Annotated in this window: 15 protein-coding genes; 14 read left to right on the forward strand and 1 reads right to left on the reverse strand. The window is 71.1% G+C overall.

The window, feature by feature from the left end:
- Positions 1-48: 48 nt before the first annotated feature.
- A complete protein-coding gene (efp, locus tag AB0B57_RS15170; RefSeq protein ID WP_210793018.1) occupies positions 49-606 on the forward strand; it encodes an elongation factor P in 558 nt (185 codons plus the stop codon).
- A gap of 23 nt (positions 607-629) precedes the next feature.
- Entirely contained in the window at positions 630-1040 is a 411-nt protein-coding gene (gene nusB, locus AB0B57_RS15175) for a transcription antitermination factor NusB (RefSeq protein WP_184188983.1), read from the forward strand.
- Between the two features lie 72 nt (positions 1041-1112).
- Here the strand turns inward: nusB and AB0B57_RS15180 are convergent, their stop codons facing one another.
- Positions 1113-1601 carry a transcriptional regulator gene (locus tag AB0B57_RS15180; RefSeq protein ID WP_007458348.1) on the reverse strand — a complete coding sequence of 163 codons (489 nt, stop codon included), beginning with the start codon at positions 1599-1601 and terminating at the stop codon, positions 1113-1115.
- A 288-nt stretch (positions 1602-1889) separates the two neighbouring features.
- Between AB0B57_RS15180 and pyrR the strand changes: the two genes are divergently transcribed.
- The 12 genes from pyrR (at position 1890) to coaBC (ending at position 15306) form a co-directional block, all read left to right on the forward strand.
- Entirely contained in the window at positions 1890-2474 is a 585-nt protein-coding gene (pyrR, locus tag AB0B57_RS15185; RefSeq protein WP_357069328.1) for a bifunctional pyr operon transcriptional regulator/uracil phosphoribosyltransferase PyrR, read from the forward strand.
- Entirely contained in the window at positions 2471-3397 is a 927-nt protein-coding gene (locus tag AB0B57_RS15190) for an aspartate carbamoyltransferase catalytic subunit (RefSeq protein ID WP_357069330.1), read from the forward strand. The genes pyrR and AB0B57_RS15190 overlap by 4 nt, the downstream gene beginning before the upstream one ends.
- On the forward strand, positions 3394-4725 hold the full coding sequence (locus AB0B57_RS15195) for a dihydroorotase (RefSeq protein WP_357069332.1): 1332 nt from the start codon (positions 3394-3396) through the stop codon (positions 4723-4725). The genes AB0B57_RS15190 and AB0B57_RS15195 overlap by 4 nt, the downstream gene beginning before the upstream one ends.
- Complete coding sequence (carA, locus tag AB0B57_RS15200) at positions 4725-5870, forward strand: glutamine-hydrolyzing carbamoyl-phosphate synthase small subunit (RefSeq protein ID WP_357069334.1); 1146 nt, start codon at positions 4725-4727, stop codon at positions 5868-5870. The genes AB0B57_RS15195 and carA overlap by 1 nt, the downstream gene beginning before the upstream one ends.
- Positions 5863-9210 (forward strand): carbamoyl-phosphate synthase large subunit, encoded by a 3348-nt coding sequence (gene carB, locus AB0B57_RS15205; RefSeq protein ID WP_357069336.1) that lies wholly within the window; start codon positions 5863-5865, stop codon positions 9208-9210. The genes carA and carB overlap by 8 nt, the downstream gene beginning before the upstream one ends.
- Positions 9207-10265, forward strand: coding sequence for a quinone-dependent dihydroorotate dehydrogenase (locus tag AB0B57_RS15210; RefSeq protein ID WP_357069338.1), 1059 nt, complete (start codon positions 9207-9209; stop codon positions 10263-10265). The genes carB and AB0B57_RS15210 overlap by 4 nt, the downstream gene beginning before the upstream one ends.
- A gap of 256 nt (positions 10266-10521) precedes the next feature.
- On the forward strand, positions 10522-11796 hold the full coding sequence (locus tag AB0B57_RS15215; protein ID WP_357069340.1) for an adenosylmethionine--8-amino-7-oxononanoate transaminase: 1275 nt from the start codon (positions 10522-10524) through the stop codon (positions 11794-11796).
- A 64-nt stretch (positions 11797-11860) separates the two neighbouring features.
- Entirely contained in the window at positions 11861-12697 is an 837-nt protein-coding gene (pyrF, locus tag AB0B57_RS15220) for an orotidine-5'-phosphate decarboxylase (protein WP_357069342.1), read from the forward strand.
- A gap of 178 nt (positions 12698-12875) precedes the next feature.
- Complete coding sequence (mihF, locus tag AB0B57_RS15225; protein ID WP_030335662.1) at positions 12876-13193, forward strand: integration host factor, actinobacterial type; 318 nt, start codon at positions 12876-12878, stop codon at positions 13191-13193.
- A gap of 25 nt (positions 13194-13218) precedes the next feature.
- The gene (locus AB0B57_RS15230) at positions 13219-13755 is read left to right on the forward strand and encodes a guanylate kinase (protein WP_357069344.1); all 537 of its coding nucleotides are present in this window, start codon (positions 13219-13221) and stop codon (positions 13753-13755) included.
- 61 nt (positions 13756-13816) lie between these two features.
- Complete coding sequence (gene rpoZ, locus AB0B57_RS15235) at positions 13817-14080, forward strand: DNA-directed RNA polymerase subunit omega (RefSeq protein WP_007075826.1); 264 nt, start codon at positions 13817-13819, stop codon at positions 14078-14080.
- A gap of 14 nt (positions 14081-14094) precedes the next feature.
- Entirely contained in the window at positions 14095-15306 is a 1212-nt protein-coding gene (coaBC, locus tag AB0B57_RS15240; protein WP_357069346.1) for a bifunctional phosphopantothenoylcysteine decarboxylase/phosphopantothenate--cysteine ligase CoaBC, read from the forward strand.
- Positions 15307-15310 lie beyond the last annotated feature (4 nt).

Raw genomic sequence — 15310 nt, forward strand, 5'->3', positions numbered from 1 at the left:
AGAGTAGACTTCCCAGGTCTGTCCGCCAATTGATGATCAAGGCAGGAAATGGCCTCCACCAACGACCTCAAAAACGGCCTGGTACTCAACCTTGACGGCGAGCTCTGGGCCGTCGTCGAGTTCCAGCACGTCAAGCCCGGTAAGGGTGGTGCCTTCGTGCGCACCACGCTGAAGAACGTGCTGTCCGGGAAGGTGGTCGACAAGACCTTCAACGCGGGCACCAAGGTCGAAACCGCGACCGTGGACAAGCGCACGATGCAGTACCTGTACGCCGACGGTGAGGACTTCGTCTTCATGGATCTGGAGACGTTCGACCAGATCACCGTGCTCGGCGGCACGGTCGGCGAGGCAGCCAACTACCTGCTGCCCGAGGCGGAGGCGACAGTCGCCCAGCACGAGGGTGTGCCGCTCTACATCGAGCTGCCCACCAGTGTCGTGCTGGAGGTCACCTACACCGAGCCGGGCCTGCAGGGCGATCGCTCGACCGGCGGCACCAAGCCGGCGACGGTGGAGACCGGCGCCACCGTGCCGGTGCCGCTGTTCATCACCACCGGTGAGAAGATCAAGGTCGACACCCGCGACGGCCGTTACCTCGGCCGCGCCTGATGGCTGAGGGTTCCAAGCAGCAGATGCCGGCGCGCCGCAAGGCGCGCAAGCGGGCGCTGGATGTCCTCTACGAGGCCGACCTGCGGGACAAGCCTCCGGTGGAGGTGCTGGCCGGCTACGTGCAGCGGATCGAGCAGCCCCGACCGGAGCACCTGGGCTACGCGGTCGGCCTGGTCGAGGGCGTCGCCGAGCACCTCAACCGGATCGACGAGCTGATCGCCAGCTACGCCGAGGGTTGGACGCTGGAACGGATGCCGGTCGTCGACCGTAATCTGGCCCGGATCGCCGTCTACGAGTTGCTCTACGTCGACGAGATCGACGACGCGGTGGCGATCAGTGAGGCCGTGGAGCTGGCCCGGCAGATGTCGACAGACGATTCGCCGCGCTTCCTCAACGGGGTGCTCGGCCGGATCGCCGAGTACGCCACCCGCTGACCGTCGCACCGCACGTCGTAACACGAAAGGGCCCGTGCCGATCGGCACGGGCCCTTTCGGTACAGCGACAGCTCAGGAGGCGAAGAACGCCCGCGGGTCGGCCACCAGCACACCGTGCTCGGTGAGCCGCTCGATCAGCCCCGACGGTGAGGCGTCGTAGACGATCGCGAGCGCCCGCAGGTCGTCGGCGCGGATGGAGAGCACCCGGCCGTTGTAGTCACCACGCTGCTGCTGGATGGCACGCGCGTAGCGGGCAACGTAGGCCAGGTCCTCGGAGGCCTCGTCGTAGAGCCGCTCCAGGTCCAGGACGATCTTGCTGGTGGGCTCGTGACGGACACCACTGCCGTCAGGCAGCAGCTCCGAGACGGGGACACGGTAGAACTCGGCCAACTCGGCCAGACGGGACACCGTCACGGCCCGGTCGCCGCGCTCGTACGAGCCGACCACCACGGCCTTCCACCGCCCATTCGACTTCTCCTCCACACCCTGCAGGGAGAGACCCTGCTGCTGGCGGATGGAGCGCAGGCGGGCGCCCAGAGACTTGGCGTATTCAGAGGGCATTCGGACACTCCCAGTGCTGCTCGGGGTTCTCCCGTCGATCGCTACGGAGCGTGACGGTACGGGGAATGCGACACCTGGTCAAGTGGTCGAGACCCGACCGTTGGGGAGCGTCCGGGAAGTTATCCCCTTTTCCTGGTCCTGATCCGGTGGTCAGCGGCCGCCGTCCATCGGCCCGGTGACCACTGGTAACGTGGCGTGAAGCCCCGGTCTGGTCCGCTGCGCGGTCCGGCCGGAGGTGCCCGACATCCTTTAACGACCCGTCCCGTGAGGCGGGGAAGGAGGTCCGCCGTGGCATACCCACCGGCTGCCCATCCGTCGCCACCGCGACAACCCTCGGTGAAGGTGATCCTCGCCAGCGCCGACGTGCAACGCGTGGTCGACCGCATCGCCCACCAGATCCTGGAGAAGACCCAGGGCGCCGCCAACACGGTGCTGCTCGGGATTCCCACCCGGGGCACCCCCCTCGCCCGGCGGCTCGCCGACCGGATCAGCACCTTCGAGGACGTCGCCGTTCCGGTCGGTGTGCTCGACATCACCCTGTACCGCGACGACCTTCGTCGGCACGCCACCCGCGCCGTGGGCCCGACCGAGCTGCCGTCCGGCGGGATCGACGGCAAGCGGGTCATCCTCGTCGACGACGTGCTCTTCTCCGGCCGCACCGTCCGGGCCGCGCTCGACGCGCTCAACGACGTGGGCCGCCCGGCGTCGGTGCAGCTCGCCGTCCTGGTCGACCGTGGCCACCGGGAGCTGCCGATCCGTGCCGACTACGTCGGCAAGAACATCCCGACCTCACTCGCCGAGAGCGTGAAGGTGACGTTCGCCGAGACCGACGGGACGGATGAGGTCAAGCTGTACGGGGGAACCGCCTCATGATCAAGCATTTGCTCTCCGGCGCCGACCTGGACGCCGACACCGCCACCGAGATCCTGGACACCGCCGCCGAGATGGCCACCGTCGCCGGCCGGGAGATCAAGAAGTTGCCCGCGCTGCGCGGCCGGACCGTGGTGAACCTCTTCTACGAGGACTCCACCCGTACCCGGATCTCCTTCGAGGCGGCGGCGAAGCGGCTCAGCGCCGACGTGATCAATTTTTCCGCGAAGGGGTCCAGCGTCACCAAGGGCGAGAGCCTGAAGGACACCGCGTTGACGCTGCAGGCCATGGGCGCGGACGCGGTGGTCGTCCGACACCCCGCCTCGGGTGCGCCGCACCGGCTGGCCAACTGGGTGGACGGGTCGGTGGTCAACGCCGGCGACGGCACCCACGAGCACCCCACCCAGGCGCTGCTGGACGCGTACACCATGCGCTCCCGGCTGGGCCGGCTCGCCGGCCTGTCGGTCGCGGTGGTCGGGGACGTGCTGCACTCCCGGGTGGCCCGCTCCAACGTGCTGCTGCTCTCCACCCTCGGCGCCAAGGTCACCCTGGTCGGCCCGCCGACGCTCATCCCGGTGGACATCGCGGGAGCCCTCGCCCCCGGCACCGACGTCTCCTACGACCTCGACTCCGTGCTGCCCAACATCGACGTGGTGATGATGTTGCGGGTGCAGCGGGAGCGGATGAACGACTCCTACTTCCCCTCCGCGCGCGAGTACGCCCGCCGCTACGGGCTGGACGGCCCGCGGATGCGCCGGCTGCCCGAACACGCGATCGTCATGCACCCCGGCCCGATGAACCGGGGGATGGAGATCACCCCCGAGGTCGCCGACTCACCCCGCTCCACAATCGTCGAACAGGTCACCAACGGGGTCTCCGTGCGGATGGCTGTTCTTTACCTGCTGCTCGGAGGGAACAACCGGTGAGCGCGTACCTGATCACCAGCGTGAGTGTCGTCGGCGCCGCGCCGACCGACCTGCTGATCCGCGACGGCGTGGTGGCCGAGGTCGGCCCCGGCCTGTCCGCGCCGGACGCCACAGTCGTCGACGGCACCGGCCTGGTCGCCCTGCCCGGCCTCGTCGACCTGCACACCCACCTGCGCGAGCCCGGCCGGGAGGACGCCGAGACCGTCGAGTCCGGTTCCCGCGCGGCGGCGCTCGGTGGCTACACCGCGGTCTGCGCGATGGCCAACACCTCCCCGGTCGCGGACACCGCCGGTGTGGTCGAGCAGGTCTGGCGGCTCGGCCGGGAGGCCGGCCTTGTCGACGTGCAGCCGATCGGCGCGGTCACCGTCGGGCTGGCCGGCGAGCGCCTGGCCGAGCTGGGCGCGATGGCCGACTCGGCGGCCCGGGTGCGGATCTTCTCCGACGACGGGCACTGCGTCGCCGACCCGAAGCTGATGCGCCGGGCCCTGGAGTACGTGAAGGCGTTCGACGGGATCATCGCCCAGCACGCCGAGGAGCCCCGGCTCACCGAGGGCGCCCAGATGCACGAGGGCGAGGTCTCCACCCGGCTCGGCCTGATCGGCTGGCCGGCGGTCGCCGAGGAGGCGATCATCGCCCGGGACGTGCTGCTCGCCGAGCACGTGGGCAGCCGACTGCACGTCTGCCACGTCTCCACCGCCGGCAGCGTCGAGGTGCTGCGCCAGGCAAAGGCCCGCGGGGTACGCGTCACCGCCGAGGTGACCCCGCACCACCTGCTGCTCACCGACGAAGTCGTGAGCGGGAGGAGTGAGCTTGCGAGCCCCGCACTCGCGAACAACTGGAGCCCAGCCGGAGTTTACGACCCGGTCTTCAAGGTGAACCCGCCGCTGCGGACGGCCGCGGACGTCGCCGCGTTGCGTGCCGCCCTCGCCGACGGGGTGATCGACGTGGTCGCCACCGACCACGCCCCGCACGCCGTGGAGGACAAGGAGTGCGAGTGGGCGTACGCCCGGCCGGGGATGCTCGGCCTGGAGACGGCCCTCTCCATCGCGCTGGACGTGCTCGGCCCGCAGTGGGATCTGATCGCGGAGCGGATGTCGCGCACCCCCGCCCGGATCGCCGGGCTCACCGGGCAGGGCGTCGACCCGGCGCCGGGTGTGCCGGCCAATCTGACCCTGATCGACCCGGCCGAGCGCCGCACCATCGACCCGGCGGAGCTGGCCAGTCGCAGTCGCAACACCCCGTACGCCCGCATGACGCTGCCGGGTCGCATCGTGGCGACCTTCCTGCGTGGCGAGCCGACGGTCCTGGACGGAAAGGCTGTCAAGTAATGGTCAAGCGCAGACCCGCAATCCTGGTGCTCGAGGACGGGCGCACGTTCCCCGGTGAGGCGTACGGCAGCGTCGGGGAGACCTTCGGCGAGGCGGTCTTCAACACCGGCATGACCGGTTACCAGGAGGCCCTGACCGACCCGTCCTACCACCGGCAGGTGGTGGTGCAGACCGCCCCGCACATCGGCAACACCGGCGTCAACGGCGAGGACGACGAGTCCGGCCGGATCTGGGTGGCGGGTTACGTCGTCCGCGACCCGGCCCGGATCGGCTCGAACTGGCGCGCCACCGGTGGTCTCGAGGACCGCCTCGCCACCGAGGGTGTGGTGGGCATCAGCGGGGTGGACACCCGGGCGCTGACCCGGCACCTGCGCGAGCGGGGCGCCATGCGGGTGGGCATCTCCAGCATCGACAACGACCCGCAGAGCCTGCTGGCCCGGGTCCGTCAGGCACCGCAGATGGTCGGCGCGGACCTGTCCGCCGAGGTGAGCACCGCCGAGCCGTACGTCGTCGAGGCTCTCGGCGAGCACCGGTTCACCGTTGCGGCACTGGACCTGGGCATCAAGCGCAACGTGCCGCGCCGGCTGGCCACCCGCGGGGTGACCACCCACGTGCTGCCCGCCTCGTCGAGCATCGAGCAGTTGCTCGCCACCGGCGCCGACGCGATCTTCCTGTCGCCCGGCCCGGGCGACCCGGCCACGGCCGACGCCCCGGTGGCGCTGGCCCGGGAGGCGCTGCGGCGGCAGGTGCCGCTGTTCGGCATCTGCTTCGGCAGCCAGATCCTCGGCCGGGCGCTCGGCTTCGGCACCTACAAGCTGGGCTACGGCCACCGGGGCATCAACCAGCCGGTGCTCGACCGGGCCACCGGCAAGGTCGAGGTGACAAGCCACAACCACGGCTTCGCGGTCAAGGTGCCGGGCGCGGGTGCTGGCGCGGTGGTTCCCGACCAGGTGATCGACACCGACTTCGGTGGTGTCCGGGTGTCGCACGTCTGCCTCAATGACAACGTGGTCGAAGGGCTGCGGGCCGTGGACGTGCCCGCCTTCACCGTCCAGTACCACCCGGAGGCGGCGGCCGGCCCGCACGACGCGGACTACCTCTTCGACCGTTTCGCCGATCTGATCGAGGGGCGCAGCAATGCCTAAGCGGACCGATCTCAAGCACATCCTCGTGATCGGCTCCGGGCCGATCGTCATCGGGCAGGCCTGCGAGTTCGACTACTCCGGCACCCAGGCGTGCCGGGTGCTGCGCAGTGAGGGGATCCGGGTCAGCCTGGTCAACTCCAACCCGGCGACGATCATGACGGACCCGGAGTTCGCCGACGCGACGTACGTCGAGCCGATCACCCCGGAGTTCGTGGAGTTGGTCATCGCCAAGGAGCGCCCGAACGCGATCCTGGCGACCCTCGGTGGGCAGACCGCGCTGAACACGGCAGTCGCCCTGCACGAGGCCGGCGTCCTGGAGAAGTACAACGTGGAGTTGATCGGCGCGAACATCGACGCCATCAACCGGGGCGAGGACCGGCAGCTGTTCAAGGAGATCGTGGCGAAGGCCGGCGTACGCCTGGGCGTCGAGGACCCGACCGGGCTGGTGCCCCGCTCCCGGGTCTGCCACTCGATGGACGAGGTCGAGGCGACAGTCGCCGAGCTGGGTCTGCCGGTGGTGATCCGGCCGTCGTTCACCATGGGCGGCCTGGGCTCCGGCATGGCGCACACCCCGGAGGACCTGGCCCGCATCGCCGGCGACGGCCTGGCCGCCAGCCCGGTGCACGAGGTGCTCATCGAGGAGAGCGTGCTCGGCTGGAAGGAGTACGAACTCGAGCTGATGCGCGACCGGCACGACAACGTGGTGGTCGTCTGCTCGATCGAGAACATCGACCCGATGGGTGTGCACACCGGCGACAGCGTCACCGTGGCCCCGGCCATGACGCTCACCGACCGGGAGTACCAGCGCCTGCGGGACCTGGGCATCGCGGTGTTGCGCGAGGTCGGGGTGGACACCGGCGGCTGCAACATCCAGTTCGCGGTCAACCCGGTCGACGGCCGGATCGTCGTGATCGAGATGAACCCGCGGGTGTCGCGCTCCTCGGCGCTGGCCTCCAAGGCGACCGGCTTCCCGATCGCGAAGATCGCCGCGAAGCTGGCCATCGGTTACACCCTCGACGAGATCCCCAACGACATCACGTTGAAGACCCCGGCGGCGTTCGAGCCGACCCTGGACTACGTGGTGGTGAAGATCCCCCGGTTCGCGTTCGAGAAGTTCCCCGGCGCGGACCCGGAGCTGACCACCACGATGAAGTCGGTGGGCGAGGCGATGAGTCTCGGGCGTAACTTCACCGAGGCGCTGAACAAGGCGATGCGCTCGATGGAGACCCGATCATCTGGTTTCTGGACCACTCCAGACCCGGCGGGCGTCACCCTGGCGGACACCCTCGCCGCGCTACGGATCCCGCACGACGGCCGGCTGTACACGGTGGAGCGGGCGCTGCGCCTCGGGGCGTCGATCGCCGAGGTGGCCGAGGCGTCCGGCGGGATCGACCCGTGGTTCCTGGACCAGATCGCCGCGCTGATCGAGCTGCGCGCCGAGATCGTCGACGCGCCGGTGCTCGACGCCGAGCTGCTGCACCGGGCCAAGCGGGCCGGTCTGTCCGACCGGCAGCTCGCCGCGCTGCGCCCGGAGCTGGCCGCCGAGGACGGCGTCCGCACCCTGCGGCACCGCCTCGACGTACGCCCGGTCTACAAGACGGTGGACACCTGCGCGGCCGAGTTCGAGGCGACCACGCCGTACCACTACTCGACGTACGACCTGGAGACCGAGGTCGTGCCGTCGGACCGGCCGAAGGTGCTGATCCTGGGCTCCGGCCCGAACCGGATCGGGCAGGGCATCGAGTTCGACTACTCCTGCGTGCACGCGGTGCAGGCGTTGCGGGCGGCCGGCTACGAGACCGTCATGGTCAACTGCAACCCGGAGACGGTCTCCACCGACTACGACACCGCCGACCGGCTCTACTTCGAGCCGCTGACCTTCGAGGACGTGCTGGAGGTCTGGCACGCCGAGGACTCGTCCGGCCGGGCGGCCGGCGGGCCGGGTGTGGTCGGGGTGGTCGTGCAGCTCGGCGGGCAGACCCCGCTGGGGTTGGCGCAGCGGCTCAAGAACGCCGGTGTGCCGATCGTCGGCACCTCCCCGGAGTCGATCCACCTGGCCGAGGAGCGCGGCGCGTTCGGCGCGGTGCTGGCCCGGGCCGGGCTGCGCGCGCCGGCGCACGGCATGGCCACGTCCTACGACGAGGCCAAGACGATCGCCGACGAGATCGGTTACCCGGTGCTGGTCCGGCCGTCGTACGTGCTGGGCGGGCGGGGCATGGAGATCGTCTACGACGACCCGACGCTGCGCGACTACATCGGTCGGGCCACCGACATCTCCCCGGATCACCCGGTGCTGGTGGACCGGTTCCTCGACGACGCCATCGAGATCGACGTGGACGCGCTGTGCGACGCCGACGGCGAGGTCTACATCGGCGGCGTGATGGAGCACATCGAGGAGGCCGGTATCCACTCCGGCGACTCGTCCTGCGCGCTGCCGCCGATCACCCTCGCGGGCTCGCACCTGGCCGAGGTGCGCCGCTACACCGAGGCCATCGCCCGTGGCGTCGGCGTCCGGGGCCTGCTCAACGTGCAGTACGCGCTCAAGGACGACGTGCTCTACGTGCTGGAGGCCAACCCGCGGGCGTCACGGACCGTGCCGTTCGTCTCCAAGGCGACGGCGGTGCCGCTGGCCAAGGCGGCGGCCCGGATCGCCCTCGGCGCGCGCATCGCCGAGCTGCGGGCCGAGGGCCTGTTGCCGGCGACCGGGGACGGGGGCACGATGCCCGCCGACGCGCCGGTCGCGGTCAAGGAGGCGGTGCTGCCGTTCAAGCGCTTCCGCACCCGGGCCGGCAAGGGGATCGACTCGCTGCTCGGGCCGGAGATGAAGTCGACAGGCGAGGTGATGGGCATCGACACGAACTTCGGGCACGCCTTCGCCAAGAGCCAGTCGGCCGCGTACGGCTCGCTGCCGACCGAGGGGAAGATCTTCGTGTCGGTGGCGAACCGCGACAAGCGCGGCATGATCTTCCCGATCAAGCGGCTGGCCGATCTGGGCTTCGAGATCGTGGCGACCGCCGGCACGGCCGAGGTGCTGCGTCGACACGGCATCGCCTGTGAGCAGATCCGCAAGCACTACCAGGCTGGCGAGGGTGACGACGCGGTGTCGCTGATCGGTGGCGGCCAGGTGGCCCTGGTGATCAACACGCCGCAGGGCTCGGGTGCCAGTGCCCGCTCCGACGGCTACGAGATCCGCAGCGCGGCGGTCACCGCCGACATCCCCTGCATCACCACGGTTCCCGGCGCCGCCGCGGCCGTGATGGGCATCGAGGCGCGGATCCGCGGTGACATGCAGGTCCGCCCCCTGCAGGACCTGCACGCCACCCTGCGGGCGGCCCAGTGACCCTGTTCGAGCGGGTGGTACGGCCCCAGTTGTTCCGGCTCGGGGGTGGGGACGCCGAGGTGGCGCACGAGTGGACACTGCGGCGGTTGAGCGCGCTGTCGCGGCGTCCGGTTGCGCTGGCGGCGCTGCGGGCCCGCTACGCGATCGACGCGCCACGCACGGTGTTCGGGGTGCGCTTCCCCAACCCGGTCGGGCTGGCCGCGGGAATGGACAAGGACGGCGCGGCGCTGCCGGCCTGGCCGGCCCTCGGCTTCGGTTTCGTCGAGGTTGGCACGGTCACGGCGCACGCCCAGCCGGGCAACCCACGGCCACGGCTGTTCCGTCTGCCGGCCAGCGAGGCCGTGGTCAACCGGATGGGCTTCAACAATGCCGGGGCCGCCGCGCTGGCGGCCCGGCTGGCGGCGCTGCCCCGCCCGCTCGGGGTGCCGCTGGGCATCTCGCTGGGCAAGTCCAAGGTGACCCCGCTCGACGAGGCGGTCGAGGACTACCTCACCTCGTACCGGGCGCTTCGCGGCCACGGCGACTACTTCGCGGTCAACGTGTCCTCACCGAACACTCCAGGGCTGCGCTCGTTGCAGGACCGTGCCCACCTGGACGCGCTGCTCGGCGCGCTGGTGGGGGAGAAGCCGGTGCTGGTCAAGATCGCGCCCGATCTGACCGAGGCGGCGATCGCCGAGTTGCTGGAGGTCTGCCTGGCCCGTGGGGCCGCCGGGGTGATCGCCACCAACACCACGCTGTCGCGTGCCGGGCTGGCCACTGTGGACGCCGAACGCGGCGCCCAGCCGGGTGGTCTCTCCGGTCGGCCGCTCACCGGGAGGGCTCGGGAGGTGGTCGACTTCGTCCACTCCGAGACCGGTGGCCGGCTGCCGGTCATCGGTGTCGGCGGTGTGCTGGACCCGGACGACGCGGCGCGGATGTTCGACGCCGGCGCCGCCCTGGTGCAGCTCTACACCGGCTTCATCTACCGGGGTCCGGCCCTGGTCCGCGCCGCAGCCCGCGCCGCCGCCCGCGCGACTGCCACGTCGCAGGCACCGGACCCCGTCGCGGGACGGTGAGCGCCTCCGGCCCGGTGCTGGCCCGGCGCGGCCGGATGCCGGGTCCGCGCCGGGCCGAGGAGCACATGCCCACTGTTGCCCCTTTGCTCTGCACCCGTGGCTGCACCACCCGGAGCGCGACGCCCGGCCACCGGGTGTCGCATCCGCGGGTGCAGAGCAAAGGCGGCCGTGGTGGTGCTGGTGGTGGTGGAGGAGGGGTTGGACCCCGCTGCCGGACGTCCGCCGTCCGGACCGCTTGAGGCGCAGAGGAGTACGTGTGACACCCGAGGAGATCCTGACCGCCGATCGGGCGCACGTCTGGCATCCGTACGCCGCGCTGCCGCCGACGAACCCGCCGTACGTGGTGGAGAGCGCCGCGGGGGTGCGGCTGCGGCTGGCCGACGGGCGGGAGCTGGTGGACGCGATGTCGTCCTGGTGGGCGGCGATCCACGGCTACCGGCACCCGGTGCTGGACGCGGCGGTGACCGACCAGCTGGGCCGGATGAGCCACGTGATGTTCGGCGGGCTCACCCACGAGCCCGCCGTACGGCTCGCCCAGACCCTGGTCGAGCTGACCCCGGAGGGCCTGGAGCACGTGTTCCTGGCCGACTCCGGCTCGGTCAGCGTCGAGGTGGCGGTGAAGATGTGCCTGCAGTACCAGCGGGCCGTCGGTCGGCCGCAGCGGCGGCGGTTGGCGACCTGGCGGGGCGGCTACCACGGCGACACGTTCCACCCGATGAGCGTCTGCGACCCGGAGGGCGGCATGCACCACCTCTGGGGCGACGTGCTGCCCCGGCAGGTGTTCGCCCCGGTCCCACCCGGCGGCTTCGACGACCCACCCGACGACGCGTACGTGGCGGCGTTGGTGCGGACCGTCGAGCGGCACGCCGACGAACTGGCCGCGGTGATCGTCGAGCCCGTCGTCCAGGGCGCCGGGGGGATGCGTTTCCACCACCCGGGTTACCTGCGGGTGCTGCGCGAGGTGACCCGTGCGCACGGGATTCTGCTGATCTTCGACGAGATCGCCACCGGGTTCGGCCGTACCGGCGAGCTGTTCGCCGCCGAGCACGCCGGGGTGACGCCGGACGTGCTGTGCCTGGGCAAGGCCCTCACCGGCGGTTACCTGACGCTCGCGGCGACCCTGTGCACCCCGGAGGTCGCCCGGGGCATCTCCGCCGCCGGCGTGCTGGCGCACGGACCGACGTTCATGGGCAACCCGTTGGCCTGCGCGGTGGCGAACGCCTCCATCGGCCTGCTGCGGGCCGGAGACTGGGCCGGACAGGTCGCCAGGGTCGGCGCCGGCCTGCGCGCCGGCCTGGAGCCCCTGCGCGGTACGCCGGGCGTGGCCGACGTGCGGGTGCTCGGCGCGATCGGGGTGGTCCAACTCGACCACGAGGTCGACCTGGGCGCGGCCACCGCGGCGGCGGTGGACCACGGGGTGTGGCTGCGTCCGTTCCGCGACCTGGTCTACACGATGCCGCCGTACGTCACCGACGACGCCGACCTGGCCCGGATCACGGCCGGGGTGGCGGCGGCGGTGGCGGCGGGCTGAGCCGCCGTCGTCAACGGACACCCGGGAGGCGGCCCGCCGCCCGGCAGGAGAGAGGGAGTACCGGATGGAGAGCTTCGGAACCCGGCTGCACCGGGCGATGAGCGAGCGGGGGCCGCTCTGTGTGGGCATCGACCCGCATCCCGGTCTGCTGGCCCGCTGGGGCCTCACGGACGACGTCCACGGGTTGGACAGTTTCACGCGGACGGTCGTCGAGGCCCTCGGTGACCGGGTTGCGGTGGTGAAGCCTCAGTCGGCCTTTTTCGAGCGGTTCGGATCCCGCGGAGTGGAGATTCTTGAGTCAACTATCCGACAGTTACGGGATGCCGGCTCGCTCGTTCTCCTCGACGTCAAGCGCGGCGACATCGGCTCGACGGTGAGCGCGTACGCCTCCGCGTACCTCGATCCATCCAGCCCCATGTATGTCGACGCGGTCACCGCGAGCCCCTACCTGGGAGTAGGTTCGCTGGCCCCGATGTTCGAACTTGCCGCCGAGCACGGCGGCGGTGTGTTCGTGTTGGCGCTCACCTCCAACCCCGAGGGCGCGGCCGTGCAGCGGGCCCGCACGGCCGACGGCCGCACCGTGGCGCAAACCGTGATCGACGAGATTTCGCAGCTCAACAGGGGTGCGACCCCGCTCGGGAGCTTCGGGTTGGTGGTCGGCGCGACCATCGGCGACACCGGTCACGACCTCTCCGGAGTGGGGGGTCCACTGCTCGCCCCGGGGCTCGGCGCACAGGGTGCGGGTGCGGCCGATCTGCGTACCGTCTTCGGTTCGAGCCTCGCCTCGGTGCTCCCGTCGTACTCCCGGGAGGTGCTCTCGGCCGGGCCCGATGTCGCCGCCCTGCGCGCCGCCGCGGACCGCGTCCTGGTCGACTGCCGGGCCGTTCTGCCTGCCCGGTGACTGACTGACGGGTCGGTCACCTTACGGTGATCATGCGGCCCCCACGTTGCCGAAAGCTCCGTTGGCCGCTAGTTTTCCCCGCGCTGGGAACCATGGACCCCTTGGTTCACAGCGACACCACGTTTCACAGATGCGGCGGTGCGCCCCGCCCGCCGCGATAGGGACCTGAGGAGAACTGGTGCCGCTCCCGTCACTGACCCCCGAACAACGCGCTGCCGCGCTCGAGAAGGCCGCGGAGATCCGCAAGGCCCGTGCTCAGCTGAAGGAGCAGCTCAAGCAGGGCAAGACCACTCTCGGTGCCGTCCTCGAGCGCGCCGAGAGCGACGACGTCGTCGGTAAGCTCAAGGTGTCGGCCGTCCTGCAGGCCATGCCGGGTATCGGCAAGATCCGGGCGACCCAGATCATGGAGAAGCTCAAGATCGCCGACAGCCGTCGCCTGCGTGGCCTCGGCGAGCAGCAGCGCAAGGCACTGCTTGGAGAGTTCGCCGCCAACTGAACCTGGCAGCGTGTAGAAACAAGCAGTGAGCACGGATGACGAGGCGCGCCCGGCTGCTCGGCTCACTGTCCTGGCTGGACCTTCGGGTTCCGGCAGGGAGAGTGTCGTCGAGTTGGTCCGGGCGCGTTCTCCGTCCGTGTGGATCCCGGTGCCGGCAACCACCCGGCCGCGCCGGGAGGCGGAGATCGACGGGGAAGACCGTGTTTTCCTCGCCCCCGCCGAGTTCGATCGCCGGCTCGCCGGCGGCGAGCTGTTGGAGTGGTCCCGGGTCGGTGCCTACCGCCGGGGCACTCCGTACCCACCGCTGCGCGCCCGGCTCGACGCCGGGCAACCGGCGCTGCTCCCGCTCGACCTGCGCGGCGCCGCGCAGGTGGGTGCGCGCCTGCCCGATGCCCGGCTGGTGCTGCTGAGCCCACCCGGGTACGAACCCGACGCCAGCGTGGCGGCCGCCGTCGAGCACACGCTGACCCACGACCGCACCGAGCGGGTGGTCGACGAGCTGGTAGGCTTACTCGGTTCTTCTTATCCGGACCCGGCCTGGTCGCGCGTGCTGCGCGGCTGAGCGCCGGCCGTTGAGACTCAGCACCGCGTCCGCGCGGCTCGAAAGACGCAGAGGTTAATTCGTGGGATCCATCGCCAACCCCGAAGGCATCACCAACCCGCCGATCGACGAGCTCCTCGAGAAGACGACGTCGAAGTACGCGCTGGTCATCTTCGCCGCCAAGCGCGCGCGCCAGGTCAACGCCTACTACAGCCAGCTCGGCGAGGGCCTGCTGGAGTACGTCGGCCCGCTCGTCGAGACCACCCCGCAGGAGAAGCCCCTCTCCATCGCCATGCGCGAGATCAACGCGGGTCTGCTCACCGCCGAGCCGACCGACCAGCCGTAACCACTCACCGGCCGATGTCCGCCTCGATCGTCCTCGGTGTCGGCGGCGGCATCGCTGCCTACAAGGCGTGTGAGCTGCTGCGACTCTTCACCGAATCGGGTCACCAGGTCCGGGTCGTGCCCACCGCGTCGGCGCTCCGGTTCGTCGGGGCGCCGACCTGGGCGGCGCTCTCCGGGCAACCGGTCGCCGACGACGTCTGGACCGACGTCCACGAGGTGCCGCACGTCCGGCTCGGTAAGCGGGCCGACCTGGTGGTGGTCGCGCCGACCACCACCGACCTGCTCGCCAAGGCCGCACACGGGCTCGCCGACGACCTGCTGACCAACACGCTGCTGACCGCCCGCTGCCCGGTGCTGCTGGCGCCGGCCATGCACACCGAGATGTGGGAGCACCCGGCCACCGTGGCCAACGTCGCCACGCTGCGCTCCCGGGGTGTGCGGGTCATCGAGCCCGCCGTCGGGCGACTCACCGGCGCCGACACCGGCAAGGGTCGGCTGCCCGACCCGGCGGAGATCTTCGCTGTCGCCCGTCGGCTCCTGGCCCGGGGTGACTCCGCCCCGGCCGACCTGGCCGGTCGCCGGGTGGTCGTCACCGCCGGCGGCACCCGGGAGCCACTGGACCCGGTCCGCTTCCTGGGCAACCGCTCCTCGGGCAAACAGGGGTACGCGTTCGCCCGCGCCGCGGTCGCCCGGGGTGCCCGGGTCACCCTGGTCGCGGCAAACGTCTCCCTCGCCGACCCCGCCGGCGTCGACCTGGTCCGGGTCGGCACCACCGCCGAGTTGCGGGAGGCGACGCTGAAGGCCGCCGTCGAGGCCGACGCCGTGGTGATGGCGGCGGCTCCGGCCGATTTCCGGCCGGCGACGTACGCGGCTGGCAAAATCAAGAAGTCGGACGACGGCGTCGCACCCACCATCGAGCTCGTCACGAACCCGGACATCGCAGCGGAGCTCGGCCAGCGCAAGCGACCGGAGCAACTGCTCGTGGTGTTCGCCGCCGAGACCGGCGACGCCGAGGCCAACGGCCGAGCGAAACTCGCCCGGAAGCGGGCCGACCTGATCGTGGTCAACGAGGTCGGTCCCGATCTGGTCTTCGGTGCCGACACCAACACGGTGACGGTCATCGGCGCTGACGGCTCGGTCAGCCGGCTGCCCGAGCAGGCCAAGGACGCGGTGGCCGACGCCGTCTGGGATCTCGTCGTGGCGCGACTGCCGGGCCGCCGCTCCTGACGGG

Source organism: Micromonospora sp. NPDC049101 (assembly GCF_040648675.1).
GTDB lineage: Bacteria > Actinomycetota > Actinomycetes > Mycobacteriales > Micromonosporaceae > Micromonospora.